A 26807-nucleotide genomic window follows, 5' to 3' on the forward strand; every position below is an offset into this window, starting at 1 on the left:
CTCAGTGCTCCTTGACCAGCTCGGCGTAGGCGCCGCCCGCCGCGAGCAGCTCCTCGTGGCGCCCGCGCTCCACCACGGCGCCGTGGTCCAGGACCACGATCTCGTCGCTGTCGCGGACCGTGCTCAGCCGGTGGGCGATCACCACGCAGGCGCAGCCGCGCCGGCGCAGGTTGTCGATGATGATCTGCTCGGTCTCCGCGTCCAGGGCGCTGGTGACCTCGTCGAGCACCAGGACGCTGGGGCGGCGCACCAGGGCCCGGGCGATCTCCAGGCGCTGGCGCTGCCCGCCGGAGAAGTTGCGCCCGTCCTGCTCGACCCGGCCGTGGATGCCGCCGGGGCGGCGGGCGACGACCTCGTGGAGCGCCGCGTCCCGCAGGGCGGCGACCACCGCCTCGTCCGGGATCGACGGGTCCCACAGCGCCACGTTGTCCCGTACGGTCCCCTCGAAGAGGAAGACGTCCTGGTCGACGAAGGAGACCGAGGCGGCGAGCGTGCTGCGGGGGATGTCCTCCAGGCGCTGCCCGTCGATGCGGATCGCGCCCTCCCACGGTGTGTACAGCCCCGAGACCAGCCGCGACACGGTCGACTTGCCGCTGCCGGAGCCGCCGACCAGCGCCACCTGCTGCCCCGGCCCCACGGACAGCGAGAACCCGGTGAGCAGCGGCGCGTCCAGCGGGCTGTAGCCGAACGTGATGTCGTCGAGCGTCACATGGCCCTTCAGCCTGCGGACGCCGCCCGCCGGCTCGTCACGGGTGTACAGCGCGTCCACCGGGAAGTTCTCCACGTCCTTGAGGCGCGCCACGTCGGCGGCGAAGTCCTGGATGCGGCCCGCCACCGAGTTCAGCCGGGTGACCGGCGCGGTGAAGCGGGTCACCAGCGCCTGGAAGGCGACGAGCAGCCCGATGGAGAGATGCCCCTCGACCGCCCGCAGCCCGCCGATCCACAGGATCAGCGCGCTGTTGAGGGTGGCGAGCAGCGGCGCGACGACCCCCAGCCAGGCGCTGGGCACCCCGAGGCGCTGCTGCTCCTCCAGGGTGGTGGCGTGCTGCCCCGCCCAGCGCCGGAAGTAGCCGTCCTCGCCACCGGTCGCCTTCATCGTCTCGATCAGCTGGAGTCCGGTGTACGAGGTGTTGGTCAGCCGGGCGCTGTCGGCCCGCAGCTTCTGGGTACGGGTCGCCCGCAGCCGTACCACCACGCGCATCGCGACCACGTTGAGCAGCGCGACGCCCACGCCGATGACGGTGAGCTGGGGGTCGTAGGTCCACAGCAGGAAGGCGTAGAGCAGCACCACCACACCGTCGACGCCAGCCGCCGTCAGGTCGCGGGCCAGCGTCTCGGCGACCGCGTCGTTGGACTGGAGCCGCTGCACCAGGTCGGCGGGGCTGCGCTGGGCGAAGAAGGTGACCGGCAGCCGCAGCAGATGCCGGAAGAAGCGGGCGCCGCCGAGCGTGGAGGAGATCATCCGCCCGCGCAGCAGATTGGCCTGCTGGAGCCAGGTGAGCGCGGCGGTCAGCGCCACCGAGGCGCCCATCGCCGCGAACAGCGTGCCCAGCAGCGAGGTCTGATCGCCGATCAGGAAGGTGTCGATGTACGTACGGCTCAGCGCGGGCAGTGTCGCCCCGACCGCCACCAGCAGCAGGCTGGCGAGCAGCGCGACCAGCATCGTGCCGGTGGTGCCGCGCAGCCGCGCGGGCAGCGCGCCGAGCACCCCTGGCCTGCGCCCGCCGCGCCGGAATCCGTCGCCGGGTTCCAGGACCAGCACCACTCCGGTGAAGCTGGTGTCGAAGTCCTCGGCGAGCACGAACCGGCGGCCCTTGTCGGGGTCGTTGATGTACACCCCGCGCCGCCCGAAGCGGCGGCCCATGCCGTCGTAGACGACGTAGTGGTTGAACTCCCAGAACAGGATGGCGGGCGCGGGCACCTCAGCGAGCGCGGCGGGTTCCATCTGCATGCCCTTGGCCGTGAGCCCGTAACTACGGGCGGCCTTCAGCACGTTGCTGGCCCGGGAGCCGTCGCGCGAGACGCCGCACGCGATGCGCAGCTCCTCCAGCGGCACATGGCGGCCGTGGTGGGCGAGCACCATCGCCAGCGAGGCGGCGCCGCACTCCAGGGCCTCCATCTGGAGGACGGTGGGGCTGCGCACGGTCCTCGCCCGCTTCGCCTTCGGCGCCCGCCGGGCCCGCCGCCCGCCCGCCGGGGCGCTCTCGGGGCGGTGCCGGCCACGGCCGGCAGGCGGGAGCTGCGGGGGAGCGGGGGAGGCGGGCGGTGCGGTCACGGGAGGAGCCAATCGAGGGGGCGCTGGTCGGCCAGGTGGACGGAGCCGGTGGCCGGGGTCATGGAGTCGACCGCGTACGGCGGGCCCTGGGCCGAGGACCAGCGGTAGCCCGACCTGGTGGCGGCCGAGCGGTCGAGCCGCACCAGGACCGCCACCGGCCTGCCCGCCCGCGAGAACTGCTCGGCGAGTTGGGCGTCGCCGAGGAAGGCGGCGATCCGCTCGCGGGTCTGGGCGCTGCGGCCGACGGCCGCCACCCGGCCGCGCAGCACGCCGTACTGCCCGCTGGGCACGGACTGGACGGTGAGGTCCACCGGCGCGCCGACCCGGACGGAGGCGGCGCCCGCGCCCTGGACGTAGAGCATGGCCACCAGCGGGTCGGCGGCGCCGCCGGTCCGCTCCACGCTCGCCACGTCGGCGCCGGTGGCGACGACCGCCCCGACGGCGGTCCTGAGCGTGGTCAGACGGCCCGCCTCGATGGCGCGGACGACCCGGTCGCCGCGCTCGGTGCGGACCTTGAGCAGGGGCGCTCCGGCGGCGAGGTCCTGGCCCTCCTCGGCGAGCACGCCGGTGACCTGTCCGGCCACGGGGCTCTGCAGGACGTAGCTGCCCCGGGCGTGGGTGAGGAGGCCGGGCGCGCCGAGGGTGGAGGAGACGGATCCGGTCACCGCCCAGAAGCAGGCGGCGGCCATGACCGCCACGGTCACGGCGAGGACGAGCCGCCCCTGCGGGCGCGCGAAACGCACCGGCAGGTCGAGTTCCTCCGGTGACTGGAGCTTGGAAAGGGCCTGTTGACGGAATTGCACGGAACGCTGTCCCTACCTGGGGACGGATGCGGGGAGCCCCGGAACCGAGCGGGTTCCGGGGCTCGCGCGCCGTCTCAGAGACCGGCGACGAGGCCGGAGGCCAGGCCGGTGACCGCGCCGGTGTTCACACCGGTGGTCGACTCGACCAGACCCGTGACCGAGCCCACGATGCCCGAGACCGGCAGGAGCGAGTCGGCGGTGCCGGTCACGTTGCCGAGCGCGGTGCCGACGAGGCCGCCGGACACGTTGTCGAGGTCGGCGTCGGAGATCTCGCGGGTCTCGACCTGGGGGGTGATGTTCATGGGGAACTGCCCTTCGTGTTGGGGGGAATGGTGTGGGGGGAATCCCTGCGGAGAGTGCCCGTCAGGGGGGCTCCGCATGGGCCAGGATCAAAGCACGCCGACGCGGCGCCCAGCCAATCCCACCAGGCCTGATCAGGCCTTCTTCCGGTCCCGGACTACCGCCCCGTGCAGGTCCGTTGAGAAAGTGGTGGCAGCTTCTTCACGAGCTTCACCTCATGGATCCCGTTCGGCCGGGCGCCCTTTCTCCCAAGTGGGACACTCCGGCCCTTAAGCCGCCGGCCCGCCGGGGGTCGCTCCGGCCCCGGCGGGCCCGGCGTGACCGGTTCGGGCACGCCGTGTGCAGGTTTGTGGAAGGTGAGGTTCCGCGGTGGAGTAACAAAATCAGCGCCCTTGCAGCGCCTTCACGTTGTTGCCGAACGTCCAGCCCTTGGACCCGTCCCAGTTGATCGACCAGGTCATCAGGCCCTTGAGGGCGCCGCCGTAGCGGTTCCACGCCTGCGCGACCAGGCTCGGCGACATATATCCGCCCCCGGCGCCCGGCTGCGCCGGCAGCCCCGGCACCTGCTTGTCGTAGGGGACCCGGACGGTGGTGCCCTGGACGACCAGCCCCTTGTCGAGGCAGTCGGTCTGCGCGGCGAAGCCCTGGACGGTGCCGGCCGAGTAGGAGTCGCCGGAGCAGCCGTACATGCTGCCGTTGTAGTACTGCATGTTCAGCCACCACAGCCGGCCGTTGTCGGCGTATTTCTTCACGATGGGCAGATACGCGCCCCAGATCGACCCGTACGTGACGCTGCCTCCCGTGACGTACGCGGTCTCCGGCGCCATGGTGAGACCGAAGCCCGAGGGCATCTGGGCGAGGACCCCGTCGATGATGCGGACCAGATTGGCCTGGGACGTGGAGAGCCGGCCGATGTTCCCGCTGCCCACCAGACCGGTCTCGATGTCGATGTCGATCCCGTCGAAGTTGTACTTCTTGAGGATGGGCACGATCGTCGCGACGAACCGGTCTGCGACAGCGCTGGAGTTCAGGTCGATCCCGGCCGCCGCCCCGCCGATGGACAGCAGGATCGTCTGCCCGGCCGCCTTGGCCGCGCACATCTCCGTGGGCGTGGCGACCTTCACCGTCGCGTCCATCCCGTCCTCCCACAGCGCGGTGCCGTCGGAGCGGATGACCGGGAAGGCGGCGTTGACCACGTTGTAACCGTGCGCGGCGATACGGGAGTCGGTGATCGGGGTCCAGCCGAACGGCGGGTGGACGCCGTTGGAGGAGCCGTCCCAGTTCTCCCAGTAGCCCTGGAGCACCTTGCCCGCGGGCTTCGGCTTGACCGCGCAGGTGTCGTCCCGGGGCGCGGCGGGTGCGGCGGCGGCGGGCAGTTGGGCGGCGAGCGCCAGCGTCAGGCCGGCTCCCGCGAGACGTAACATCCGACCGAGCATGGGGGTACCTCCTGGGCTGTGGGGAACCTTGGAGACGTACGGGACCGGCTGCTGTGCGGGGTTCGGCTGCGGCTCGGGACCCCGGCTGCGGCGCGGGTCGGGCTGCGCCACACCGTAAAGTGGTCCAGACCTTCCGTCAATAGGTCTGGACCAAGCCGGGGCGGGTGTTCCCGGTGGTCCCCTTGGCGCATCCGGGTGGCGGGCCCGGCGCCCGCCGCGTACCGATGGCACGGTGACCCGTCCTCCCGGTCCCTGGTGGGCCGAACTCCCCCCGGCGGCCGGCGCCGCCGTCATGGCGACCGGCATCATCTCCGTCGGGCTGCACCTCGTCGGCCACGAGGACCTCTCGCTCGCCGCGCTCGCGTCGGCCGCGGCGGTGTGGCTGGTGCTCGCCGTCAGCTTCTCCGTCCGCTTCCTGCGCGACCGGCCGCGCTGGCATACGGAGGCCGACACCCCGCCCGCGCTCACCGCCGTCGCCGCCACGGCCGTCCTCGGCACCCGGTTCTCGGTGCTGGGGTGGCAGACGCTCGCCTGGGCCCTGCTCGCCCTGGCCGCCGCGCTCTGGCCCGGCCTGCTGTACGCGGTCCTGAGCCACTGGCACCGGCGGATGCCCGGCGGGGCGTTCCTGGTGTGCGTGGCGACCCAGGGGCTCGCGGTCCTCGCGGCCACGCTCGCGGCCGCGGGCGAGGGGGACTGGCCGGCCTGGGCCGCCCTGGTCCTCTTCTTCCTCGGGGTGATGCTCTACGCGGAGGCGCTCGTCCGGTTCGACTTCCGCCAGGTGTGGACCGGCGCGGGCGACCAGTGGATCGCGGGTGGCGCACTCGCCATCTCGGCGCTGGCCGGCGCGAAGCTGACCGCGTCCCCGCTGTGGACCGGCGGCGCCCACCACGCCCTGCGCGCGGCCACCCTCGTCCTGCTCGGCCTCGCTCTCGCCTGGTACGCCATCCTGCTGGGGGCGGAGGCGGCCAGGCCCCGGCCGCACTACGACGTACGGCGCTGGGCGACCGTCTTCCCGCTCGGGATGGCGGCCGTGGCCACGCTGTCCACCGGTGCCGCCGCGCACGTCAGGGGGCTGCACACGCTGGGCATGGTGCTGCTGTGGGTCGCGGTGGCGGCGTGGGTGCTGACGCTCGCCGGGTTCCTGGTGACGCGGACGGGCGGGGGAGCGCGTCCGGAGGGGCCCCGGGCGCGGGTCTCCCCACGAGGACCCGCTCCACCGCCCCGATGACCTACTCCACCGCCGTGACGGCCGTCAGGAGCACCGCCGAGTCCTCCAGGGCGAGCAGCCCGTGGCGCTCCTTGGGGATCTCGCAGAGCTCGCCCGCGCGCAGCTCCTTGTTGCCGCTGTTCGACGTCAGCCGCACCCGGCCGCGCAGCACCTGGAGGCTGGCGGAGGGCGGGGCGTTGTGCTCGTCCAGCTCGGAGTCCGAGGTCAGCGCGATCACGCTCTGCCGCAGCGCGCCGTCGTGCACGATGAGCTGGGCGCTGCGACCGTGCGAGGCGACGCGTGCCTTGGCCAGGTGCTCCTCGGTGAGCGCTGCGAGGTCCTGCATGGCTCTCTCCCCTTCTCGAGCCGGATGGCCGTGCTCCGAAGCGGCACGGGCGTCGCCCTCCAGCCTTGCGGCTCCTGGGCGGTACGCAACTCGGGGCCACGGCGCCGCTCTTCGGTCACGGCGCTCCGGCGGCCCGCCCCACCGACTCCACCAGCGGCAGCAGCCGGTGCGGCACCCGCTCGCGCAGGGCCACCTCGGTCCGGGTGCGCACCACGCCCGGGAGCTGGATCAGACGCTGGATGACGTCTTCGAGATGGCCGGCGTCACGGGCCACGACCCGGGTCAGCAGATCGCCCCCGCCGGTGATCGAGAACGCCTCGACGATCTCGGGCACCGCCGCGAGCGCGTCGCCCACCTCGTCGAGATGGCCCTGGGTGACCTCGACGTGGACGAAGGCGAGCACGGGGTGCCCCAGCGCGGCGGGCGACAGGTGCGGCCCGGTCCCGGTGATCACCCCGTCCCGCTCCAGCCGGTCGAGCCGCGCCTGGAGCGTGCCGCGCGCGATGCCGAGCAGCCGTGCGTACTCCCGCACGCTGGTCCGCGGCCGCTCGATCAGCAGCCGCAGGATCCGGGTGTCGAGCGCGTCCACCGCCATGGTCCGTTGGCCCCTTCCTGGTCCTGTCGTACGCGATTCAACTGTACCAATGGCCCAGTCGGAACGAGAGCAGTTGAGCCAGTGTCACTGCGGGTGCTTTCCTCTGTATGTAGCAAGTAGATGGCGCTGCGCAGCGCCGGGCGGCGATGACGCCGGTCCCGGTCCGCGGCGCCTTTGCCATGTCCGAAGTCGGCGTGCGCCTCGCGCACCGGCAAGCCGAAGAGGGTGTCTGCTCCAGCGAAGGGGGGCGCGGCGACCGCCGTGAAGAGGATGTTTGTGGCTCCGGACCCGGGGCTGTTGCGACTGAGGGTCTCCGCACGGGCCGTCCTGGGCATCGGCCTGGCGGTCACCGCCGCCGAGCTCAGTGGGATGTCCCTGCCCGCCTCCATCACCGCGGGCCTCGCCGCGCTCCTCGCGCTCTTCACCGTCGGCGACGCCACCGTGCGGGGCCAGGCGCTCACCACCGCGCTGCTCCCCGCTGTCGGCTTCCCCGTCCTCGCCCTGGCCACGGCCCTGCACGACGTCCCGCTCGTGCGCGACGCGTGCTGGCTCGCGGTGGTCTTCGCGGGGGTGTACGCCCGCCGCTGGGGCCCGCGCGGCCAGGCGCTCGGCATCTTCGGCTTCATGATGTTCTTCACCACCCAGTTCCTGCACGCCGTCCCGGCGCAGCTGCCCGAGCTGTACGGGGCGATCGCGCTGGCCGTCGCCGCCTCGGCGCTGGTCCGCTTCGGCGTGTGGTGCATCGAGCGGCGCACCCCGCCGCCCGCCGCCCCGGCCCCGCTCAGCGGCCGGGGGCTGGCCCGGCCCACCACCCGGCAGGCCTTCCAGGCGACGGCCGCCTGTGCCATCGCGCTGGCGGCGGGCCAGGTCCTCTCGCACGAGCGCTGGTACTGGGCGGTCGGCGCGGCCTGGTGGATCTTCGTGAACACCGCCTCGCGGGGCGAGACCCTGGTCCGCGGCTTCCGGCGGGTGCTCGGCACGGTCGCGGGCATCGCCGCCGGACTGCTGGTCGCCCTCCCGCTGCACGGCGCCCCCGCACCGACGGCCGCGCTGGTCGCGGTCTGCGTCTTCGGGATCTTCTACACGGCCGCGCCTTCGTACAGCTGGATGATGTTCTTCGTCACCGTGATGGCCGGGCTGCTCTACGGGCTGCTCGGTGTGCTCCACCCCGGGCTGCTGTGGCTGCGCCTGGAGGAGACGGCCGTGGGCGCCCTCGGCGCGGTGGCCGCCGTCGCGCTGGTCCTGCCGGTCACCACGCACGCGGCGACGAACGCCTGGATCCAGCGCGCCCTGCACTGCGTACGCGGCTGCACCAGCGCGGCCGCCCGCCGGCTCGCCGGGGACGACGGCGCCGACCCCGCGCCGCACGCCGCCGAGCTGGAGCTGCTGCTCGGCCGCGTCCGGCTGGCGCTCGCGCCGCTGGTCCATCCGCTCAGCCCGCTCAAGGGCCGCCGCTCGCGCGCCCGGCAGGTCATCGCCCTGCTCGACGACTGCGCCCGCGAGGTACGCGGTCTGGCCGCCGCGGCCGCCGACCCCAGCGCCTCCCACGACGCCCGTCTGACGGCCGCGTGCCAGCGGGTCGAGGCGGCGGTGGAGGCCCTGGTCGCCCCGGCGGAGCGCGCCTGCACGGCGACGGCGTCGCCCGCCGCGGCCACGGCCGCCGAGCCGCACCACCACCCCGCGGCCGAGGCGGCCCTGCGCCATCTGCACGCCCTGGAGCACGCCCTCGCGGCCCTGGCCACGCCCCTGCGCACCTCGCCACGCGCACCTGCCCTGACGGCAACGGCCTGACCCGGCCCCCGGGCGACGTGTTCCGACCGCCGACCCGCCCGGAGCGCCGCCCCCCCAGTTGGTCTAGACCGCCTGCTACGGTCGCCGCAGTCGGCGCCGGGGGCCAGCCCCCGGGCGCACAGTCGCGCGGAAAGGGGTAGCACGGTGGCCGAGAGCAGCGCCGGGCGGGCATTCATCGGGTCGTTCACCACGGCGGGCGGGAAGGGTGTGACGGTCGCCGCCGTGGACCCGGTGACCGGCGCGCTGACCCCGGTCGGCTCCACCGACGTCCTCCCCGACCCCTCGTTCCTCGCCCTGTCGCCCGACTCCGCCGTGCTGTACGCGGTCGGCGAGAGCGAGCACGGCACGGCCGCCGCCTTCGACGTCACCGGCGACACCCCGGTACCGCTCGGCCCGCCGGTGCCGGTGGAGGGCGCCGCGCCGACCCATCTCGCGCTCGCCGCCGGCCATCTGGTGACGGCCAACTACACCTCGGGCAGCGTGAGCACGCTCCCGGTGCGCCCCGACGGGCGGCTCGGCCCCGCCGCGTACGTACTGAAGCACCACGGCTCCGGTCCGAACCCCAAGCGGCAGAGCGGACCGCACGCCCATCAGGTGCTGCCCGACCCGAGCGGGCGGTGGCTGCTGAGCGTCGACCTCGGCACCGACACCGTGGACGTCTGCGTGCTCGACCCGGCGACCGGCGCCCTGAGCCCGCACGGCCGGACGGCGCTGCGCCCCGGCACCGGCCCCCGCCATCTGGCCTTCCACCCCGACGGCCGCCACGCGTACGTCCTCAACGAGCTGGAGCCCACGCTCGTCGTCTGCCGCTGGGACGCCTCCCAGGGCGTCCTGGAGCCGCTGGGGGAGACCCGGGTGATCCACGACGGGGTGACCACGGAAACGTTCCCCTCCGAGGTCGTCGTGGCCCGCGACGGGCGCTTCCTGTGGGTCGCGGGCCGCGGCCACGACTCGATCGCCACCCTCGCGCTCGACCCGGACGGGGAGCGGGCCGTCCTGGTGGCCACCGTGGACTGCGGTGGGCGCTGGCCGCGCCATCTGACCCTCGACCCCTCCGGCCGCCGCCTCTACGCCGCCAACGAGCGCTCCGGCGACGTCAGCTGGTTCGACCTGTACGAGGAGAGCGGCATCCCGCGCCTGGCGGGCTCGTTGCCCGCCCCCGCGGCCTCCTGCGTCGTCTTCGGCTGAGCCCCGCCGCGCACGTGCGAGGGGCCCGCGTCCTGACCGGATGCGGGCCCCTTCGCGTCGTGTCCGCGTCAGTGCACCGGGGAGCCCTGCGGCTGCGGCGTGATGCCCAGCGCGGCCGCGTACTGCGACAGCACGAGCTTGCCGATCGCCGGGTAGGCGCCGAGCGGCTCGGCGGCGAGGCAGTCGGCCTCCTTGGCGGCGGCGTCGAGCAGACCGTCCGCGACCTCGGGGCCGATCAGGTACGGGGCGACCGCGAGCTGCGCCGAGCCGGAGCCGCGCAGCTGCTCGGCCATGGCGGCGATCGAGCCCTCCTGGTCCAGCGCGGCGGCCATCACGGGCACGGCCAGCCGGGCCGCCAGCAGCATGCCGGTGATCCCGGCCGCCTGCACGGCCTCCTCGCCGCCGACCGTCGCCAGGATGATGCCGTCGGCGGCGGTGGCGACCGTGAACAGCCGGGCGCGGTCGGCGCGGGCCAGACCGGCCTCGGAGAGGCGCACGTGGAGGGCCTCGGCGAGCAGCGGGTGCGGGCCGAGGACGTCGGTCAGCTCGGCGGCGGCGCGACTGTCCATGACGGCCTGGCGCACCCGGCGGATCAGCGCGCTGTCGGGGCCCGCGAGCAGCGGCACGACGACGGCGGCGGGGCCGTCGGGCGCGGCGACGTCCTGACCGGCGGCACGGGCCTGCTCATAGCGGGCGGTGCGCTCGGCGGCGGTGTGCGCGAGCACGGCGTCGAGCGGGGGGAACTCCAGGGCGGCGTCGTCGGCGCCGTCCAGGTAGCCGATCCGGGCGTCGAGGCCGGGGAGCTCGGAGCGCGCGATGCTGATGACTTCCTCCGCCAGGGCGCGCACGGCGGGGGAGGGGGTACCGGGAACGGCGAGAACGAGCGCGGGCGCGCCCTCGGGAGCGACCACCGGCTCCGGGCGGCGGTGCCGCCCGGGCTGGCGGGGTCGCGGCATTCGTACAGGCAGGCCGGATACGGGCCCAGTGGGGGAGCTCATGGCGCCGCATGCTACTGGCTTTGCGGGCGCGGCTGTTCGGGTAGGGGTCAGGTGAGCGGTATCTGTCCGTATTTATCCCCGGAGTGACATTGCCCTCAAGTGTCCTGCTCTGTCGTGACCCACAACATGCGTGGATGGTGCGGCAGTCGCAGCTCGTCGCGGGCCAGCGCCGAGGCGATCAGCAGGGCTCCGGCGAGCGGATCTCCCGCCGCGGGCACGGTGCGCGCACTCGGTGACAGGGCGGCGAGCTCCTCCCGTACGGGAACGAGCAGCGGGTCGCCGATGCGGAACAGGCCACCGGTGAGCGCCACTTCGCATTCGCTCACACTTTCGCCACGTGCTGTGTCGGCGGTCACGCCCCGTGCCGCGCCCGCGTTCTCGCCATCGGCCGCACCGGCTCCGGGCGTTACCGCGCGCCCGCCGGGGCACACCGCCGCCGCCGACTCGGCGATGCCGCGGGCCGCCTCCCGAAGGATCGCGCCCGCGACCGGGTCGGACCCGGCGCAGCGCGCCACCTCGGGTGCGAACGCCGCCAGCATCGCGGGCCGGTCGGTACGCGGATACAGCAGCCCGGGCAGCTCCGGCGCGGGGCCGAACAGCGCCTCGGCCCGCGCCAGCAGCGCGGCCGAGCCGCCGCGCCGCCCGTCGTGGGCGCGCATCGCCGCCTCCAGGCCCGCGCGGCCGATCCAGGCGCCGCCGCCGCAGTCGCCGAGCAGATGGCCCCAGCCGTCGGCCCGCCGCCACCGCGTCAGATCCGTGCCGAGCGCGATCATCCCGGTGCCCGCGGCGACCACCGCGCCGGGCCGCTGGCCGAGCGCTCCCGCGTACGCCGTCACCGCGTCGGCGGCCAGCGCCACGCGCCGCACCCCGAACGCGCCGGCCAGCCCCGGGGGCAGCTTGGCCCGCAGGTCGTCGCCGAGCGAGGCCATCCCGGCGGCGCCCACGGCCACCGCGGCCACCCGGTCCGCGCCGACCCGGCCCAGCAACTCCATGGCGGCGGGCACCAGTTGGCCTAGCAGGTGTCCCGCGTCGATCCCGGTGCGCCCCGTCCGTACCGGCTCGTCCGACGCCGACACCTCGGCCGGGGAGCCCTCTTCGGCGCGGCCGAGCGCGAACCGCACGCCGGAGCCGCCCGAGTCGACCCCGAGCACCCAGGTGCCGCCGCCGTCCGTCACGGCAGACGCCAGTCGACCGGCTGCGCGCCCTGGCGGACCAGCAGGTCGTTGGCGCGGCTGAACGGCCGCGACCCGAAGAAGCCCCGGTCCGCCGACATCGGCGAGGGGTGCGCGGACTCGATCGCCGGGAGCTCGCCGAGCAGCGGGCGCAGATTGCGGGCGTCGCGCCCCCACAGCACCGAGACCAGCGGGGTGCCGCGCGCGACCAGTGCGCGGATCGCCTGCTCGGTGACCTCCTCCCAGCCCTTGCCGCGGTGCGCGGCGGGCTTGCGGGGCGCGGTGGTCAGCGCCCTGTTCAGGAGGAGGACGCCCTGCTGGGTCCAGGGCGTCAGATCGCCGTTGGAGGGCCTGGGCAGCCCCAGGTCGGTGTGCAGCTCGCGGAAGATGTTCTCCAGGCTGCCCGGCAGCGGACGCACCTCGGGGGCGACCGAGAAGGAGAGTCCCACGGCGTGACCCGGCGTCGGATAGGGGTCCTGGCCCACGATCAGGACCCGTACGTCCTGGAACGGCTGCTGGAAGGCCCGCAGCACATGCTGTCCCGCCGGGAGGTAGGTGCGCCCCTGGGCGATCTCCTGGCGGAGGAAGTCGCCCATCGAGGCGACCTTTCCGGCCACGGGCTCCAGAGCGTCCGCCCACCCGGGCTCGACGATCTCTTTCAACGGTCGTGCTGCCACGGCCGTCACTCTACTGGCGGATCACCGCCGCCCGTACGCAGAGCACATCGGGCAGGTGCGAGGCGAGCAGGCTCCAGGTGTCGCCGTCGTCCGCGCTCGCGTACACCTCGCCGTTGCGGTTGCCGAAGTAGACGCCCGCCGGGTCGGCGTCGTCGGTGCACAGGGCGTCGCGCAGCACCGTCCCGTAGTGCGCCTGGGAGGGCAGTCCGGCCGACAGCGGCTCCCAGGTGCGGCCGCCGTCCTCCGTACGGAAGACCCGGCACTTGTTCTCGGCCGGGACCCGGTCCGAGTCGGCCGTGATCGGGAAGACGTAGGCGGTGTCGGGGCGGCGGGGGTGGGTCGCGGCGGCGAACCCGAAGGTGGACGGCAGGCCCTCGCCGATGTCCTGCCAGCGCCCGCCGCCGTCGTCGCTGCGGTAGACCCCCCAGTGGTTCTGGAGGAACAGCCGGTCGGGGTCGGCCGCGTCCTGCGCGATCTTGTGCACGCACTGGCCGAACTCGGGGTGCTGGTCGGGCAGGAACACCGCCGAGACGCCCTTGTTGGCGGGCTCCCAGCTCTCGCCGCCGTCCCGGGTGCGGAACACCCCGGCCGTGGACACCGCCACCGTCACCGCCCGGGCGTCCCGGGGATCGGTGACGATGGTGTGCAGGCCCTCACCGCCGCCGCCCGGCACCCACTGCGAGCGCGTCGGGTGCTCCCACAGCGGCCGGACCAGCGCGAAGCTCTCGCCGCCGTCCTCGGAGCGGAACAGCGCGGCCGGCTCCGTGCCCGCGTAGACCACGTCGGGGGCCTCCGGGCCCGCCGGGTGCAGCTGCCATACCCGCTCCAGCGACCTCCCGGTGAACTCGGGGAATTTCACGGCCGGTTGGGGTGGCTCCACCCAGGTCGCGCCCAGGTCGTCCGAGCGGAAGACGGAGGGCCCCCAGTGCGCGCTGTCCCCGCCGACGAGCAGCCGGGGGACCGCTCGCCGGGTGTCGATCGCGATCGAGTAGACCGCCTGGGCGTTGAAGTGCGGACCGTCGAAGCGCCATTCGCCGCCCGTTCTGCGGCCGATGAACAGTCCCTTGCGCGTCCCCACAGTGAGCAGTACCTCGGTCATCGCGACCCCTCCAAAACGCCGTTGTCCCGGATAGTCGCCAGTCTGCACCCGACCACTGACAGCGGCCCCCGCAGATGGCGTCCACGCAGGTCACCGGGCGTGGGAGGGTCTCACGAGGGGTGGGCCGAACCTGTCCGTGCCGAGCGGCCCCCGGGGACCGCGCCCCGGCCGCGTTCACCCGTACGAGAGCGGAGCGGACATGACCGGGCACGTCACCGGGTCCCCGGGTCCGCGCATCTCCGGGTCCCCGGCTCCCCGCCGAGGCCGCCTTCCTCGCCGGGCGGGGCACGGCCGAATCCAGGCGCTCAGATCGCCCAGCCGTACTGGTCCGGAACCTGCACGCCGCCGTCCAGCTCGCGGGCGGCCCGAAGGGCCCAGGAGGGGTCGCGCAGCAGCTCCCGGCCGAGCAGGATCGCGTCCGCCTCGCCGTTCGCCAGGAGCTTCTCGGCCTGGGCGGGCTCGGTGATCAGACCGACGGCGCCGACGGGCAGCGCCGTCTCCCGCTTGACCCGGGCCGCGAACGGCGCCTGGTAGCCGGGCCCCACCGGGATGCGGATGCCCGAGACGTTGCCGCCGCTCGACACGTCGAGGAGGTCCACGCCGTGCTCCTTGAGCAGCCCCGCGAAGCGCACGGTGTCGTCGACGGTCCAGCCGCCCTCGTCCAGCCAGTCGGTGGCCGAGATCCGGAAGAACAGCGGCAGCTCCTCGGGCCACTCGGCCCGTACGGCGTCGACGACTTCGAGCGCCAGGCGCGTGCGGTTCTCGAACGAGCCGCCGTACGCGTCGGTGCGCTTGTTGGAGTGCGGGGAGAGGAACTCGCCGATCAGATAGCCGTGGGCGCCATGGATCTCGACGACCTTGAACCCGGCCGCCCGCGCACGCCGCGCCGCGTCGCCGAACTGCCCCACGATGTCCTTGATCTGATCGGCCGTCAGCTCGGCCGGTACGGTGTGCCGGTCGCTGAACGGCACCGGGCTCGGGCCCGCCGGCCGCCAGCCCTCCTCGGCGTCCGGGGCGATCGGGGCGCCGCCGCGCCAGGGCCGGTCGGTCGAGGCCTTGCGGCCCGCGTGGGCTATCTGGATGCCGGGGACCGTGCCCCGCTCCTCCAGGAAGCGGACGATCCGGCGCAGCGCCTCGACCTGGGTGTCGTTCCAGATGCCGAGGTCCGCGGGGGAGATCCGGCCCTCGGGGCTCACCGCGGTGGCCTCGACGAGGATCAGGCCGGTGCCGCCGGTCGCGCGGGCCGCGTAGTGGGCGAAGTGCCAGTCGTTGGCGACGCCGGCGTCCGGGCCGGACACCTCGGCGCTGTACTGGCACATCGGTGACATCCAGATCCGGTTCGGGATGGTCAGCGACCGCAGGCTGTAGGGCTCGAACAGGGCACTCGCACCAGACACGGCAGACTCCATTCACCACGGCCGCGGCACCACGGGGAGGCGCCGCGTTCGCTTCGTACGATACGCATCGTAGTACGGCAGATGTCAAACTACGATGGTTCTCGTACAATGGACGCGTGTCCACAGCCACGAGCAAGCGCGAACTCGACCATCCGGCGCGCGAGGAGATCCGTCTGGAGACGGTGCTGCACGCGCTCTCCGACCCCGTCCGGATGCGGGTGGTCCGCGAGCTCGCGGCAGCCGAGGGCGAGCTCTCCTGCTCGGACTTCGACCTGCCGGTGACCAAGTCCACGACCACGCACCACTTCCGGGTGCTGCGCGAGAGCGGCGTCATCCGCCAGGTCTACCGGGGCACCGCCAAGATGAACGGGCTGCGCCGCACCGACCTGGAGGAGCTCTTCCCCGGCCTGTTCGACCGGATCCTGGAGGCCGCCGGGCTCCAGGGGGCCCGCCTCGGCGGCTGAGCCCCGCTCAGCCCTCGGTGCCGCTCAGCCCTCGCGCCCGCCCAGCGCCGCCGCCAGCAGCCCCTCCCAGTCGGCGATCTTCACCGAGCCCCGGCCCAGCGACTGCCCCAGCGCCGCCTCCGCCAGCTCGATGTCCTGCCAGCCGCGCCACTGCACGGGCCGCAGCCCCGCCGCCCGCATGGCGTCCACGGGCTCGCCCTCGACGGGCCGCCGCGACAGCGCCTCGGCGTCCTCCAGGAGCGAGGTCACCGTCTCCTTGGCGCACGGGCGGTTGGTGCCGATCACGCCGGTCGGGCCGCGCTTGATCCACCCCGCCACGTACTCGCCGGGCGAGGGCGCGCCGTCGCGCAGGACGCGTCCGGCCGTGTGCGGGACCGTGCCCGTCGACGGGTCGAACGGCAGGCCCGCCAGCGGCACGCCCAGATAGCCGACCGCCCGCAGCACCAGCTGCGCCTCGATCTCCTCGTACGTGCCGGTGCCGCGCACACCCCCGGCGCCGTCCGGGGCGGTGTGCTCGAACCGGACGCCGCCCACCCGCCCGTCCCGCTCCAGGATCTCCACCGGGCGCAGGAAGAAGCGCAGCCGCAGCGTGCGCTCCAGCCCGCGCGGCGCGCGCTCCGGCGCCGCCCAGCCGCGCAGCACCTCGACGTTGCGGCGCACGGCCGCGGGCAGCGCCGAGGGGTCCGCGCAGGCCGGGTCCAGGGCCAGTTCGGCGGCGTCCACCACGGCTTCGGCGCCCGGCAGCGCGCCCAGCTCGCGCAGCTCCTTGGTGGTGAACTTCGCCTGTGAGGGGCCGCGCCGGGCGACCATGTGCACCTCGCGCACCCGGCTCCCGGCCAGCGCGCCCAGCGCCGCGTGCGGCACGTCGGTGGGGCGCAGCTCGTCGGCGCCGCGCGACAGGATGCGGGCCACGTCGACCGCCACGTTGCCCGCGCCGATGACCACGGCCGAGCGGGCGGTGAGCCATTCGAGGGAGAAGCCGCCCGCCGGGGCGTCGGGATGGGCGCTGTACCAGGCGACGAAGTCGGTGGCCGAGCAGCTGCCCGGCAGGTCCTCGCCGGGGATGCCGAGGCGGCGGTCGGCGGACGCGCCCACGCAGTACACCACCGCGTGGTACAGCCGCAGCAGCCGCTCCGGGGAGAGGCCGCCCGGGCCGATCTCGACGTGCCCGAGGAAGTTGATCCGCTCGTCCTCCAGGACGCTCCGCAGGTTGTTCTGGAGCGACTTGATCTTCTCGTGGTCCGGCGCCACCCCGTAGCGCACCAGTCCGTACGGGCAGGGCAGCCGGTCCAGGACGTCGACCCGCAGCCCCGGGACCGTGCTCTGGGTGACCAGGGACTGGGCGGTGTAGACCCCGCTCGGCCCGGAACCGACGACGGCGATGCGCAGCACGAAGGGTGCTCCCTTCCCGCAGGAGGATCCCACCAGGGGACTCCAGCATCGCACCGGGGCGCGCGCGGCGTCAGGGGACGGCGAGCGGTTTCCCCTGCGGCGGCGGATCGCCGAGCTCCCATTCGAGCCCGAACCGCTGGAACAGCTCGGCCCGCAGCCGGGGCACCTCCATGGGCGCGCCGGGCAGCAGCGCCGCGAAGACCGCGCCCATCAGGAGGGCGCGCAGCATCGGGTAGTCGGCGTCCACGTCCGTCGAGCCGTACCGCTCCATGGTGTCCCGCAGCAGCCAGGAGAGCCGCTGCTGCTCGGGGCACTGCACGAACCCCTCGGCCTGGAGGATCCCGGCCATGTGGGCCCGCATCAGCACGGGGTGGACCTCGGTGAGGCCCAGTATGGCGTCGATGGCGCGGGCCAGCAGCTCCCGGCCGTCCTCGGTGCGCGGTTCCTGCTCCAGGCCCGCCTGGAGGGCCAGGTGCATCACCCGGTGGACGGCCGACTGGAGCAGCTGGCGCTTGCCGGGGAAGTAGTACGAGACCAGACCGCGGGCCGAGCCGGCCCGGTCGGCGATGTCGCCGAGGGTGGTCGCCTCGTAGCCGCGCTCCGCCACCAACTCGACTGTCGCCTGGAGCAGCCGCTCACGGGAACGTCGGCGCAACTCTTCATTGACCGATGCGCTGCGCGGGGACATGCTGTAACTCCTGCGTTGACTGGCTCTGAGCCAATATACTCAGGTCACCGTGTGCGGGAACCCCTGTCGTGGGTTCTGGCCTGCGGATTCGCTGTCCTTTCTGGGTGACGCGGGGGATCACCCAGGAGGGGCGGCTCCCGGCTGCCCCGCTCCCTCCAGGTCGACGAGGTCCAGGACGCCGCCGAGCCCGTCCGGCCGCTCCAGGACCGGCAGATGGTCCACGAAGTGGACGGCGCAGCCCAGGGCCGCGGCGCCGCCGTCGGCCCGGCGGTCGTCGCCCACCATCAGCACCTCGCCGGGCTCCCGTCCGATCGCCTCACAGGCCGTCCGGAACAGCCGTACGTCCGGCTTCTGCACGCCGTGCTCGTACGACAGGACATACGCGTCCACCAGTTCGTGCAGGTCATGGGCGCGAAAGACCGGCCGCAGGTCCCAGCCGATGTTGCTGACCACCGCCACGCGCGCGCCCCTCTCCCGTAGCCCTTCCAGGACGGTCCGGGCGTCGGGGTAGGGCTGCCAGGCGGCCGGTGTCATATGCCGTTCGTAGAGCGCGGTGTGCAACTGCGGATCGGGCAGCGCCACCGTTTTCGAGAGCCCCGTGTAGGCGGCGCGGTGGCGTTCGGCGCTGCGGTCGCGGGTCGCCCAGAGCTCCGCCAGCCGCGCCGGCACGTGCGACGGGTCCGCGCCGCCCGGCAGTGCCCCGGCGGACGTCAACTCCTCGGCGAGCCGGGTTCGTTGGCTCTCGGGAAGCGCGACGCCTCTCTCGTCGAGGACGGCGTCGAGCCAGTCGCGCGTGGACTGGACGCGAAAGAGCGTCCCGGAGAAGTCGAACAGCACACCCTTGATCGCCATGGCCGCGATCCTTCCCTTCGGCCCCTGGCCGGTTCAAGCCCTGTCGGCGGGGCGCGGCCGGTTCGCGCCCTGTCCCGCGTACGCCGCCGCCGAGAGCGCCACGAGGGCCGCGCCGATCAGCCAGCCGCCGACCACGTCCGAGAGCCAGTGGACGCCGAGATAGACGCGGGTGAAGCCCACCCCGAGCACCGAGACGGCACCCGCCGCGGCGACCGCCCGCCGGACCGCCGGGCGTGCGCCAAGAGCGGTGGCCAGCCACAGCAGGAGGCCGAATGTCACCGTCACGGTGAGCGCGTGGCCCGACGGGAAGGCCGCGTACGACGCGGAATCGACGGGATCCGGCCAACTGGGCCGCTCCCGCCCGAGCGCCGCCTTCAGGCCCTGCTGGACGAAGGTGCCCAGCGCGCTCGTCGCCGCCGCCCACAGAGCCGGGCGCCGGGCGCCCCGTACGAAGAGGGTGACGACCACGGCCGCCAGCAGGGCGCGCATCGTCCAGGTGTCCCAGACCCAGTCGGTGAGCACCCGGTTGACATGGGTGAAGCCCCGCTCGGCCACGGCCCGTCTGTGGAGCCCGTCGGCGACCGTACGGTCCAGGGACACCAGCGGGCCCCACTCGGCCGCCACGAGGGCCAGCAGGAGGCCGGAGAGGGCCGCCAGGGCCACGCCCGCCCGCGCCGTACCGGTGACGCGGGCGGGGACGCGGGCCGGCGGGGGTGCGACGGGCATGGACTCGATCCTCGATCCTCGCTGCGGCTGCGGCTGCGGTGGCTGCGGTGCGACGGGTCGTCGGCGCGGGTCAGCCGAGGGCGCGCAGGCCCGGCACGAAGGCGACCAGCAGCGGGACCACCGGGACCAGGGCGGCCGCCGCCGTCAGTCGCAGCCGGTGCACCGGCTTGAGCCGCGGCGAGGCCGCCAGCAGCCGCTTCACGCGCTGCGGGACCTCTCCGTGCGGGGCCGGGCAGGGCCCGAACAGGCCCCGGTCCTCGTTGAGTTCGACCAGCGCGAGCGCGATCGTCAGCCGTCCGTAGCGCCGCGAGGCGACGTCGTCGGCGGCCAGCTCGACCAGCCGGTGCATCTCGTCCCGGAAGGCAGCGAACACCGGGATCCCGGGAAAGCCGTTGGCCAGCGCGGCCGAGCAGTGCAGCAGCCAGTGGTGGCGGGCGCGCGCGTGGCCCTGCTCATGGGCGAGCACCGCGTCGAGCTGACGGCCCTTGAGGCGCCGGAGTGCCGCGGTGGTGATGACCAGTTGGGGGCTGGGCCCGGGCAGCCACCAGGCGTCCGGGCGCTGCGCCTCCAGGACCACCAGCGGCGCCCCGCCGGGCTCCTCGCCGGGCAGCAGCGGCGCGCGCACCAGCAGCTCCGAACGCCGTGCCCGGCGCCGCGCCCGCGCCTCGCGGACCTCCCGGGTGAGCATCGCGGCCGTCCAGGCGCCGCCGCAGAAGAGCAGCACCGCGAGCGCGGCCGACCACGGGCCGTACGGGCCGAGCGCATAGGCGTCGATCACCGCGCGCGGGGCGGCCGCGAACACCTGCCCCCGTACCGTCTGCCAGGCCGCCGCCGCGCTGAAGACCATCGCCAGCGCGAAGCACAGCAGCACCGCCGCCACCACGCACTGCCAGACCCACAGCGCCACCACCGGCTCGCGCTCGGCCCAGTGGGCGCGCGCGAACAGGCGCGGGGCCACCACGGCGGACACGACGCCGAGCGCCAGCAGCGCGAGGGAGACCATCATGGCTTCAGCCTATGAGCGGGGCCGTCCTCATAGGTATGACCTCGTACGTCAAGTGACGCACGCCACGTTTTGATCACGGTCGGCGGCGGCCTCCGGCGGGTGGACGCCAGGAGAACCACGGGCGGACGGCGGGGGCGGGCCCGCCGCACGTCAGAGCGCGAGCAGCATCGCCAGCATGGCGATCCCCATCGACAACCGGCAGGCGAGGGTGAGTTCGGGCCGCGCGCGCCAGGCGAGCGTGCCGCCGCCGCGTGGCGTCACGGCGGCGGGCAGCAGCCGCGCGCCCGTGGTGAGGACGTAGCCCACGTAGTAGACGAGCAGTGCTCCGGTGACCAGCGGGACGCCGCCCGCGGCTCCTGGGTGGCCCTCGTGCGCCGTGTGGCCGCCCGGGGCGCTCATCGCCAGCGCCATGTAGACCATGGCCAGCGAGCCGATCACATGGTGGAGGTGGTGCCCGCCGCCGTTCTCGCGCGCGCGGGCGAGCCAGCCGGCCCGGAGCGCCGCCGCCGCGAAGACGCCCGCGTACCCGGCGAGGAGCCAGGAGGGCGGCTCCGCGAACGCGGCCGGGACGGCCATCGCGGCCATGCCGAAGCCCATCACCGCCTCGCCCCCGGCCGAACTGCGCGCGCGTGCGCAGTCGCTGCGCAGCCGCAGCAGGCAGTACGCACCGGTGGCCGTGCAGACCGCCACGAGCAGCCAGCCGGACAGCGCGGTTCCGTGCATGGCCCACCTCCCCGCTCGACCCGAGCCCCGCCGAGGAGTCGATTCCCGTACCGGCCGTCGCGCACGCGGGCGCAAGGACACACAAGGGGGCGCGCGAGGGGCTCACGTGGCGTCGAACCACCTGCGGCCAAAGGTTCGGAGGCGGCGCTCAGGGACGGAAGCGCAGCGGATGGTCGGCGGGCACCTCGACCACCACGATCCGCACCCCGTCCGGGTCCTGGAGCCACATCTCCACCAGCCCCCAGGGCTCGCGCACCGGGGGCCGCAGGATCTCCACCCCGCGTCCGGTCAGCTCCTCGTGCGCCTCGGCCGCGTCCGCCACCTGGAGCCACAGCCGCAGCCCGGGGGAGGGGGGCGCCTCGGCGCGGCCGGACACCTCCAGGAAGCCGCCGCCGAGGAAGTAGACCGTGCCGCGTTCCGGCCCCGTACCGAACTCGCGGTAGACCGCGAGCCCCAACTGCCCGCCGTAGAAGGCGCGGGAGCGGTCCGGGTCGGTGGGGCGCAGGAGGGTCCTGCTGCTCAGCACATGCACCATGCTCAGCAGGGTAGGGGCTGCCCGGCGGGGCGGGGTTAGGCTCGGGGTGCGCCCGCCACTTCATGATGCATTGGGGAGAACGTTCGCCATGGACACCACCCGCGCCACCGAGCTGAGCTACCGGGACGCCACCGAGGCCGACGTCGAGGAGCTGGTGCCGCTCATCGAGTCGGCCTACCGCGGCGACGCCAGCAGGGTCGGCTGGACCACCGAGGCGGACATCCTCCAGGGGCAGCGCACCGACCCGGACGGGGTGCGCCAGGTGATCGGCAAGCCCGGTAGCCGGCTGCTCACGGTCGAGCGCGACGGCCGGATCGTCGCCTGCTGCCAGCTCGAACACCGCGGCCACGCGGCCTACTTCGGGATGTTCGCGGTCCGCCCCGAGCTCCAGGGCGCCGGCCTCGGCAAGGAGATCATCGCCGCGGCGGAGCGCACCGCGCGCGAGGCCTGGGGCGTCACCGAGATGCATATGACGGTGATCTCGGTGCGGGACGAGCTGATCGCCTGGTACGAGCGGCGCGGCTACCGCCGTACGGGAGAGCTGACGCCCTTCCCGTACGGCGACGAGCGCTTCGGCATCCCGCAGCGCGCGGACCTCGCCTTCGAGCTCCTGGTGAAGGAGCTCGTCTAGTGCCCGCGGGGCTCAGGCCGTGAAGCGGCCGGTGCGGCGGATCTCCGGGTAGTCGGTCGTCGCGCCGTCCAGCCCCAGCGCGCGCACCAGCCGCAGATGGTCCTGGGTGTTCACCACCCAGCCGATGACCTGCACGGACGCGGCGTGCGCCCGTTCGACGTCCTCCAGGGTGAGGCGGCGGATGTCCAGCGAGAGGGCGTGCGCGCCCACCTGGGTGGCGCGGTCCACGATGTCGGCGTCCCAGTGACTGGCGACCAGGATCGTGCGGACCCCCGGCACCAGGGTCGCCATCCGCGCGAGCGCCTCGTCGTGGAACGAGGAGACGGTGACCCGGCCCACCACGTCGCGCGCGTCGATGACGCGCGAGAGCTCGTCGGCGGCCCTGACGTCCTTGATCTCGGCCTGGAGCGGCGAGCCGACCGCGTCCAGCACCTCCTCGAACAGCGGGATGCGCTCGCCCTGACCGGCGTCCAGCTCCCGCAGCTCGGCGATCGTCTTGTCGGCCACCGGGCCCTTGCCGTCCGTGGTGCGGTCCACGTCGGCGTCGTGCAGCACGACGAGCGCGCCGTCCTTGCTGAGGTGCAGGTCCAGCTCGATGACGTCCATGCCCGAGCGTTCGGCGCGGACGAAGGAACGCAGGGTGTTCTCCGGCTCGACACCCATGACCCCGCGATGACCGATGGTGAGGAACGTCAAGACAGGCCTCGCTTCCGTCGACGGCGGTGTGCGCGCGGGCCGTCCCGGGCGCACGCGGCAGTGCCGCAGCCTAACCGCCGGGGCGCGCGATGGACCCCGGCTCGCGGGAGGCGGTGGAGGTGTCCGCCCGGTCCCCACGGGGCATGCGCGCATCTGAGGGATCACTCGCAGGTGGGCGCGTCCCCGCCGCCTTGACACGAGGGAGCGCTCTGTCTGCGCCGTGGCAGAACCGTGCGCCCCGGTGGAGCTTCGCAGGAAGAACAGCGGCCTGTGTGACGGCGCACAGGATAATTTCCCGAGATCCCCCTTGAGCGGGGTAACCGAACACCGATACGGTGTCTTGACGCGAGGTTCTCCTGTGGAGGAAGTGACATGACGGAAATTCTTGTGCGGGACGTGGCTGCCGGTGGCGCGATCGCCGACCGGCCCGTGGTCGAGCACCCTGCCTGGACCGTGCTCAAGAGTTCCGTCGAGGAGTTCCGCCCCTGGCAGTCCAAGGACGGGTCCATCGACTTCGACGCCGAGGGCGCACCGGCCCGCGCCACCGTCGAGGCCGTGGTCGAGCGCATCGCGGGCGCGGTCGAGGAGCTCTCGCCGCTGTTGCCGCACGACGCCGCCTACCACCGGGCCCTCGTCGCCGACCTGCGCAAGTGGGCCGACAGCGCGTTCGACGTGCCGGACTTCCTGGACTCGCTGCTCGCCTTCCACCCGGCCGCGGACCGCGCCGACGGGCTGCAGCGCCTGGTCGTCTTCCCCATGTACACGCAGAACGGCAACCCGGACCGCAACCTCGAGGCGGTCGTGCTGCGCATGGTGTGGCCCGAGTGGCTGGCCGAGCTGGAGGCCACCCGCTACGACAACCCGCTCTTCTGCGGCATCGCCTTCGAGGACTTCACCTCCGGGTACGACACCCACTCGGCCGTCCTCTTCCCGGAGACCATCGCCGTGCGCGAGGCGCCCGAGCGCTTCACCTGGGGCGGCATCTTCTGCGACCGCGAGGCCGCGCGCTTCCGCAAGGTCACCGAGGCGGCCGTCGACATCCTCGGTGTCGACCTGCCCGAGGACATCCGCGCGATGGTCGGCGACCAGGAGCGCTGCGAGAAGGCCTTCGTGCTCTGGGACATGGTCCACGACCGCACCCACAGCCACGGCGACCTGCCGTTCGACCCCTTCATGATCAAGCAGCGCCAGCCGTTCTGGATGTACGGCCTGGAGGAGCTGCGCTGCGACCTCACCGCCTTCAAGGAGGCCGTGAAGCTGGAGGCCGAGGGCAACGCGCACGGCCGCGACGTCCAGTACGCGGTCCTCTTCGACCGGATGTTCCGCTTCCCGGTCTCCGGCGACCGCAACCGCAACTACGACGGCCTCGGCGGCCAGCTGCTCTTCGCCTACCTGCACAAGCACGACGTGGTGCGCTGGACCGACAACAAGCTGCACATCGACTGGGAGCAGGCCCCCCAGGTCACCAACCAGCTCTGCGCCGAGATCGAGAAGCTCTACCGGGACGGCATCGACCGCCCGAAGCTGGTGCACTGGTTCGCCGCGTACGACCTGGTCTCCACCTACCTGGCGCCGCACCCGGGCTCGCGCTGGGCCAAGGGCCCGGACGCCCTGGACCTGACGCTGCCGCCGCGCAAGCTCGTGGACGACGTGCTTGCGGACGAGTTTCCCCTGAGCATGTTCTTTGAGGCGCTCGCCAAGAAGCTGAAGGACGTGATTGCCTCCACCAAGGGGATCACCGCGGCGAACGCCGAGCGGGTCGCCGCGTGAGCACACGTGCCAAGGAGACGATCATGAACGGCAACGGGAATGGCAACGGGCCGCTGAGCGGCGCCGTCGTCGCGGTGGCCGGCGCCGCGGGCCCGGCGGGCCGCGCCGCCCTGCTCAGGCTCGCCGAGGCGGGCGCGACCGTGGTGGCGTCCGACGCGGACCCGGCACGGCTGGCCGAGGCCGTCGACGCGGCGCGCTACGCCCACGGCGGCGCGACCGTGGTCGGCGACACCGTCGACCTGCTCGACCTGGACGCCACCCGCGAGTGGGCCGCCAGGACCGAGAAGGAGTTCGGCCGGGTCGACGGTCTGGTCCACCTGGTGGGCGGCTGGCGCGGCAGCGCCTCCTTCCCGGAGACGGACCTCGCCGACTGGGAGCTGCTGGAGAAGCTGCTGATCAAGACCGTGCAGCACACCTCGCTCGCCTTCCACGACGGACTGCTGCGCAGTGACCGCGGCCGCTACGTCCTGGTGAGCCAGTCCGGCGCGCACAAGCCCACCGCCAACAACGCCGCCTACAACGCCGGCAAGGCGGCGGCCGAGGCGTGGACCCTCTCGCTCGCCGACGCCTTCCGCAAGGCGGGGGGCGAGGACGGGCCGAACGCCGCTGCTGCCATCCTGGTGATCAAGGCACTGGTGCACGACGCGATGCGCGCCGAGCGCCCGAATGCGAAGTTCGCGGGCTTCACCGACGTCAAGGAGCTGGCCGAGGCCATCACCGGGGTCTGGGAGCGGTCCGCCGAGGAAGTGAATGGACAGCGCCTGTGGCTGACCCCCAAGCCGTGAAGACCGACGCGCGACGGCACCACGACCCCGAGGTGCGCGGCTTCGCCAGCGACAACTACGCGGGCGTGCACCCCGAGGTCCTGGCCGCCATCGCCCTCGCCAACGGCGGCCACCAGGTGGCGTACGGGGAGGACGACTACACCGACCACCTCCAGCGCGTCATCCACAGCCACTTCGGCGCGAGCGCCGAGGCCTTCCCGGTCTTCAACGGGACCGGTGCCAACGTCGTCGCCCTCCAGGCGCTGACCGACCGCTGGGGTTCGGTGATCTGCGCCGAGTCCGCCCACATCAACGTGGACGAGGGCGGCGCCCCGGAGCGCATGGCGGGCCTGAAGCTGCTCACCGTGCCGACCCCGGACGGCAAGCTCACCCCCGAGCTCATCGACCGGCAGGCCTGGGGCTGGGAGGACGAGCACCGCGCGATGCCGCAGGTCGTCTCGCTCGCCCAGAACACCGAGCTGGGCACGGTCTACACACCGGACGAGATCCGCGCGATCTGCGACCACGCCCACCAGCACGGGATGAAGGTCCACCTCGACGGCGCCCGGATAGCCAACGCGGCCGCGTCCCTGGACGTGCCGATGCGCGCCTTCACCAACGCCGCGGGCGTCGACGTCATCTCGTACGGCGGCACCAAGAACGGCATGCTCTTCGGCGAGGCCGTCGTGGTGCTCAACCCGGACGCGGTGCGCCGGATGAAGCACATCCGCAAGATGTCGATGCAGCTCGCCTCCAAGATGCGGTTCGTCTCGGTGCAGTTGGAAGCGCTGCTCGCCAAGGACCTGTGGCTGCGCAACGCCCGCCACGCCAACGCGATGGCGCAGCGCCTGGCCGAGGGGGTCCGCGCGGTCGACGGCGTGGAGATCCTCTACCCGGTCCAGGCCAACGCGGTCTTCGCCCGGCTGCCGCACGACGTGAGCGAGCGGCTCCAGAAGCGCTTCCGCTTCTACTTCTGGGACGAGGCGGCCGGCGACGTCCGCTGGATGTGCTCGTACGACACCACCGAGGACGACGTGGACGGCTTCCTCGCGGCGCTCAAGGAAGAGATGTCCCGCTAGGAGATCTCCGGCTGGGCGATGTCCTGCCGACAGCCCCGTCGGCTACAGCGTGTGTGCGGCCGGCCGCGAAGTCACCGACTTCGCGGCCGGCCGCTTTCGTATGCCCGCATGGCTTCCGCAATTCCGCGAGACAGTTCACCAGGATGGACCATCCGGTACTCTGGGGTGTACTGCACATCGCTCGCTGGGAGGCACGA

General features: G+C 73.7%; 27 protein-coding genes. 8 read left to right on the forward strand and 19 right to left on the reverse strand.

What is annotated here, in order from left to right; translation table 11 throughout:
• Position 1: 1 nt before the first annotated feature.
• The 4 genes from ABD236_RS04720 to ABD236_RS04735 form a co-directional block, all read right to left on the reverse strand.
• Complete coding sequence (locus tag ABD236_RS04720; RefSeq protein WP_344070431.1) at positions 2 to 2275, reverse strand: NHLP family bacteriocin export ABC transporter peptidase/permease/ATPase subunit; 2274 nt, start codon at positions 2273 to 2275, stop codon at positions 2 to 4.
• The gene (locus tag ABD236_RS04725) at positions 2272 to 3078 is read right to left on the reverse strand and encodes an HlyD family efflux transporter periplasmic adaptor subunit (protein ID WP_344070433.1); all 807 of its coding nucleotides are present in this window, start codon (positions 3076 to 3078) and stop codon (positions 2272 to 2274) included. Before ABD236_RS04725 ends, ABD236_RS04720 begins: the two co-directional genes overlap by 4 nt.
• A gap of 74 nt (positions 3079 to 3152) precedes the next feature.
• On the reverse strand, positions 3153 to 3380 hold the full coding sequence (locus ABD236_RS04730; protein WP_101387136.1) for a type A2 lantipeptide: 228 nt from the start codon (positions 3378 to 3380) through the stop codon (positions 3153 to 3155).
• 381 nt (positions 3381 to 3761) lie between these two features.
• Entirely contained in the window at positions 3762 to 4814 is a 1053-nt protein-coding gene (locus ABD236_RS04735) for a chitinase (protein WP_344070437.1), read from the reverse strand.
• 232 nt (positions 4815 to 5046) lie between these two features.
• Between ABD236_RS04735 and ABD236_RS04740 the strand changes: the two genes are divergently transcribed.
• Positions 5047 to 6042, forward strand: a complete 996-nt coding sequence (locus tag ABD236_RS04740; protein WP_344070439.1) for a tellurite resistance/C4-dicarboxylate transporter family protein — start codon at positions 5047 to 5049, stop codon at positions 6040 to 6042.
• Position 6043: 1 nt separating this feature from the next.
• Here the strand turns inward: ABD236_RS04740 and ABD236_RS04745 are convergent, their stop codons facing one another.
• Together ABD236_RS04745 and ABD236_RS04750 are read right to left on the reverse strand one after the other, a co-directional pair.
• Positions 6044 to 6367, reverse strand: coding sequence for a cupin domain-containing protein (locus tag ABD236_RS04745; RefSeq protein ID WP_344070441.1), 324 nt, complete (start codon positions 6365 to 6367; stop codon positions 6044 to 6046).
• A gap of 115 nt (positions 6368 to 6482) precedes the next feature.
• Positions 6483 to 6962, reverse strand: coding sequence for an Lrp/AsnC family transcriptional regulator (locus ABD236_RS04750; RefSeq protein WP_344070443.1), 480 nt, complete (start codon positions 6960 to 6962; stop codon positions 6483 to 6485).
• A 270-nt stretch (positions 6963 to 7232) separates the two neighbouring features.
• Here ABD236_RS04750 and ABD236_RS04755 point away from each other — a divergent pair, with 270 nt between their 5' ends.
• Positions 7233 to 8753 carry an FUSC family protein gene (locus tag ABD236_RS04755; protein WP_344071198.1) on the forward strand — a complete coding sequence of 507 codons (1521 nt, stop codon included), beginning with the start codon at positions 7233 to 7235 and terminating at the stop codon, positions 8751 to 8753.
• A 144-nt stretch (positions 8754 to 8897) separates the two neighbouring features.
• Positions 8898 to 9941, forward strand: a complete 1044-nt coding sequence (locus tag ABD236_RS04760; RefSeq protein ID WP_344070445.1) for a lactonase family protein — start codon at positions 8898 to 8900, stop codon at positions 9939 to 9941.
• A gap of 68 nt (positions 9942 to 10009) precedes the next feature.
• On the opposite strand, the gene ABD236_RS04765 is transcribed toward ABD236_RS04760, so the two are convergent.
• From ABD236_RS04765 to ABD236_RS04785, 5 genes are all read right to left on the reverse strand, one after another.
• A complete protein-coding gene (locus ABD236_RS04765; protein WP_344070447.1) occupies positions 10010 to 10939 on the reverse strand; it encodes a sirohydrochlorin chelatase in 930 nt (309 codons plus the stop codon).
• Positions 10940 to 11034: 95 nt separating this feature from the next.
• Positions 11035 to 12114, reverse strand: a complete 1080-nt coding sequence (locus ABD236_RS04770; RefSeq protein ID WP_344070449.1) for an N-acetylglucosamine kinase — start codon at positions 12112 to 12114, stop codon at positions 11035 to 11037.
• A complete protein-coding gene (locus ABD236_RS04775) occupies positions 12111 to 12788 on the reverse strand; it encodes a uracil-DNA glycosylase (RefSeq protein ID WP_344070451.1) in 678 nt (225 codons plus the stop codon). The genes ABD236_RS04770 and ABD236_RS04775 overlap by 4 nt, the downstream gene beginning before the upstream one ends.
• A gap of 10 nt (positions 12789 to 12798) precedes the next feature.
• Entirely contained in the window at positions 12799 to 13887 is a 1089-nt protein-coding gene (locus ABD236_RS04780) for a WD40/YVTN/BNR-like repeat-containing protein (RefSeq protein WP_344070453.1), read from the reverse strand.
• Positions 13888 to 14192: 305 nt separating this feature from the next.
• A complete protein-coding gene (locus ABD236_RS04785; protein ID WP_344070455.1) occupies positions 14193 to 15296 on the reverse strand; it encodes an NADH:flavin oxidoreductase/NADH oxidase in 1104 nt (367 codons plus the stop codon).
• Between the two features lie 104 nt (positions 15297 to 15400).
• Between ABD236_RS04785 and ABD236_RS04790 the strand changes: the two genes are divergently transcribed.
• Entirely contained in the window at positions 15401 to 15748 is a 348-nt protein-coding gene (locus tag ABD236_RS04790; protein WP_344070457.1) for an ArsR/SmtB family transcription factor, read from the forward strand.
• Between the two features lie 24 nt (positions 15749 to 15772).
• Here the strand turns inward: ABD236_RS04790 and ABD236_RS04795 are convergent, their stop codons facing one another.
• The 7 genes from ABD236_RS04795 to ABD236_RS04825 form a co-directional block, all read right to left on the reverse strand.
• Entirely contained in the window at positions 15773 to 17140 is a 1368-nt protein-coding gene (locus ABD236_RS04795) for an FAD-dependent oxidoreductase (RefSeq protein WP_344070459.1), read from the reverse strand.
• A 70-nt stretch (positions 17141 to 17210) separates the two neighbouring features.
• Positions 17211 to 17828 (reverse strand): TetR/AcrR family transcriptional regulator, encoded by a 618-nt coding sequence (locus ABD236_RS04800; protein WP_344070461.1) that lies wholly within the window; start codon positions 17826 to 17828, stop codon positions 17211 to 17213.
• Positions 17829 to 17945: 117 nt separating this feature from the next.
• Positions 17946 to 18680, reverse strand: coding sequence for an HAD family hydrolase (locus ABD236_RS04805; protein WP_344070463.1), 735 nt, complete (start codon positions 18678 to 18680; stop codon positions 17946 to 17948).
• Positions 18681 to 18713: 33 nt separating this feature from the next.
• Positions 18714 to 19406, reverse strand: coding sequence for a phosphatase PAP2 family protein (locus ABD236_RS04810; protein WP_344070465.1), 693 nt, complete (start codon positions 19404 to 19406; stop codon positions 18714 to 18716).
• A 70-nt stretch (positions 19407 to 19476) separates the two neighbouring features.
• Positions 19477 to 20412, reverse strand: a complete 936-nt coding sequence (locus tag ABD236_RS04815; RefSeq protein ID WP_344070467.1) for a M56 family metallopeptidase — start codon at positions 20410 to 20412, stop codon at positions 19477 to 19479.
• Between the two features lie 150 nt (positions 20413 to 20562).
• Positions 20563 to 21135 carry a DUF5134 domain-containing protein gene (locus ABD236_RS04820; protein ID WP_344070469.1) on the reverse strand — a complete coding sequence of 191 codons (573 nt, stop codon included), beginning with the start codon at positions 21133 to 21135 and terminating at the stop codon, positions 20563 to 20565.
• Between the two features lie 148 nt (positions 21136 to 21283).
• Positions 21284 to 21670: a VOC family protein gene (locus ABD236_RS04825; protein ID WP_344070471.1), complete on the reverse strand. Its 387-nt coding sequence runs from the start codon at positions 21668 to 21670 to the stop codon at positions 21284 to 21286.
• An 88-nt stretch (positions 21671 to 21758) separates the two neighbouring features.
• Between ABD236_RS04825 and ABD236_RS04830 the strand changes: the two genes are divergently transcribed.
• Positions 21759 to 22301: a GNAT family N-acetyltransferase gene (locus ABD236_RS04830; protein WP_344070473.1), complete on the forward strand. Its 543-nt coding sequence runs from the start codon at positions 21759 to 21761 to the stop codon at positions 22299 to 22301.
• 12 nt (positions 22302 to 22313) lie between these two features.
• Here ABD236_RS04830 and ABD236_RS04835 read toward each other — a convergent pair whose 3' ends face one another.
• Positions 22314 to 22997: a glycerophosphodiester phosphodiesterase gene (locus tag ABD236_RS04835; protein WP_344070475.1), complete on the reverse strand. Its 684-nt coding sequence runs from the start codon at positions 22995 to 22997 to the stop codon at positions 22314 to 22316.
• A gap of 372 nt (positions 22998 to 23369) precedes the next feature.
• Between ABD236_RS04835 and ABD236_RS04840 the strand changes: the two genes are divergently transcribed.
• The 3 genes from ABD236_RS04840 to ABD236_RS04850 are packed head-to-tail and all read left to right on the forward strand — an operon-like array spanning position 23370 to position 26610.
• The gene (locus tag ABD236_RS04840; RefSeq protein ID WP_344070477.1) at positions 23370 to 24767 is read left to right on the forward strand and encodes a DUF6421 family protein; all 1398 of its coding nucleotides are present in this window, start codon (positions 23370 to 23372) and stop codon (positions 24765 to 24767) included.
• 23 nt (positions 24768 to 24790) lie between these two features.
• Complete coding sequence (locus tag ABD236_RS04845) at positions 24791 to 25552, forward strand: SDR family NAD(P)-dependent oxidoreductase (RefSeq protein ID WP_344070479.1); 762 nt, start codon at positions 24791 to 24793, stop codon at positions 25550 to 25552.
• On the forward strand, positions 25549 to 26610 hold the full coding sequence (locus ABD236_RS04850; RefSeq protein ID WP_344071199.1) for a threonine aldolase family protein: 1062 nt from the start codon (positions 25549 to 25551) through the stop codon (positions 26608 to 26610). The genes ABD236_RS04845 and ABD236_RS04850 overlap by 4 nt, the downstream gene beginning before the upstream one ends.
• Positions 26611 to 26807: the final 197 nt, after the last annotated feature.

The organism is Streptomyces crystallinus (assembly GCF_039521265.1).
Taxonomy (GTDB): Bacteria; Actinomycetota; Actinomycetes; order Streptomycetales; family Streptomycetaceae; genus Streptomyces; species Streptomyces crystallinus.

Coding starts and splice junctions, on each gene's coding strand:
- ABD236_RS04730 (WP_101387136.1), bottom strand. CDS start 3,380: ATGAACATCACCCCCCAGGTCGAGACCCGCGAGATCTCCGACGCCGAC.
- ABD236_RS04735 (WP_344070437.1), bottom strand. CDS start 4,814: ATGCTCGGTCGGATGTTACGTCTCGCGGGAGCCGGCCTGACGCTGGCG.
- ABD236_RS04745 (WP_344070441.1), bottom strand. CDS start 6,367: ATGCAGGACCTCGCAGCGCTCACCGAGGAGCACCTGGCCAAGGCACGC.
- ABD236_RS04750 (WP_344070443.1), bottom strand. CDS start 6,962: ATGGCGGTGGACGCGCTCGACACCCGGATCCTGCGGCTGCTGATCGAG.
- ABD236_RS04755 (WP_344071198.1), top strand. CDS start 7,233: ATGTTTGTGGCTCCGGACCCGGGGCTGTTGCGACTGAGGGTCTCCGCA.
- ABD236_RS04765 (WP_344070447.1), bottom strand. CDS start 10,939: ATGAGCTCCCCCACTGGGCCCGTATCCGGCCTGCCTGTACGAATGCCG.
- ABD236_RS04780 (WP_344070453.1), bottom strand. CDS start 13,887: ATGACCGAGGTACTGCTCACTGTGGGGACGCGCAAGGGACTGTTCATC.
- ABD236_RS04785 (WP_344070455.1), bottom strand. CDS start 15,296: ATGGAGTCTGCCGTGTCTGGTGCGAGTGCCCTGTTCGAGCCCTACAGC.
- ABD236_RS04800 (WP_344070461.1), bottom strand. CDS start 17,828: ATGTCCCCGCGCAGCGCATCGGTCAATGAAGAGTTGCGCCGACGTTCC.
- ABD236_RS04805 (WP_344070463.1), bottom strand. CDS start 18,680: ATGGCGATCAAGGGTGTGCTGTTCGACTTCTCCGGGACGCTCTTTCGC.
- ABD236_RS04810 (WP_344070465.1), bottom strand. CDS start 19,406: ATGCCCGTCGCACCCCCGCCGGCCCGCGTCCCCGCCCGCGTCACCGGT.
- ABD236_RS04815 (WP_344070467.1), bottom strand. CDS start 20,412: ATGATGGTCTCCCTCGCGCTGCTGGCGCTCGGCGTCGTGTCCGCCGTG.
- ABD236_RS04820 (WP_344070469.1), bottom strand. CDS start 21,135: ATGCACGGAACCGCGCTGTCCGGCTGGCTGCTCGTGGCGGTCTGCACG.
- ABD236_RS04825 (WP_344070471.1), bottom strand. CDS start 21,670: ATGGTGCATGTGCTGAGCAGCAGGACCCTCCTGCGCCCCACCGACCCG.
- ABD236_RS04830 (WP_344070473.1), top strand. CDS start 21,759: ATGGACACCACCCGCGCCACCGAGCTGAGCTACCGGGACGCCACCGAG.
- ABD236_RS04840 (WP_344070477.1), top strand. CDS start 23,370: ATGACGGAAATTCTTGTGCGGGACGTGGCTGCCGGTGGCGCGATCGCC.
- ABD236_RS04845 (WP_344070479.1), top strand. CDS start 24,791: ATGAACGGCAACGGGAATGGCAACGGGCCGCTGAGCGGCGCCGTCGTC.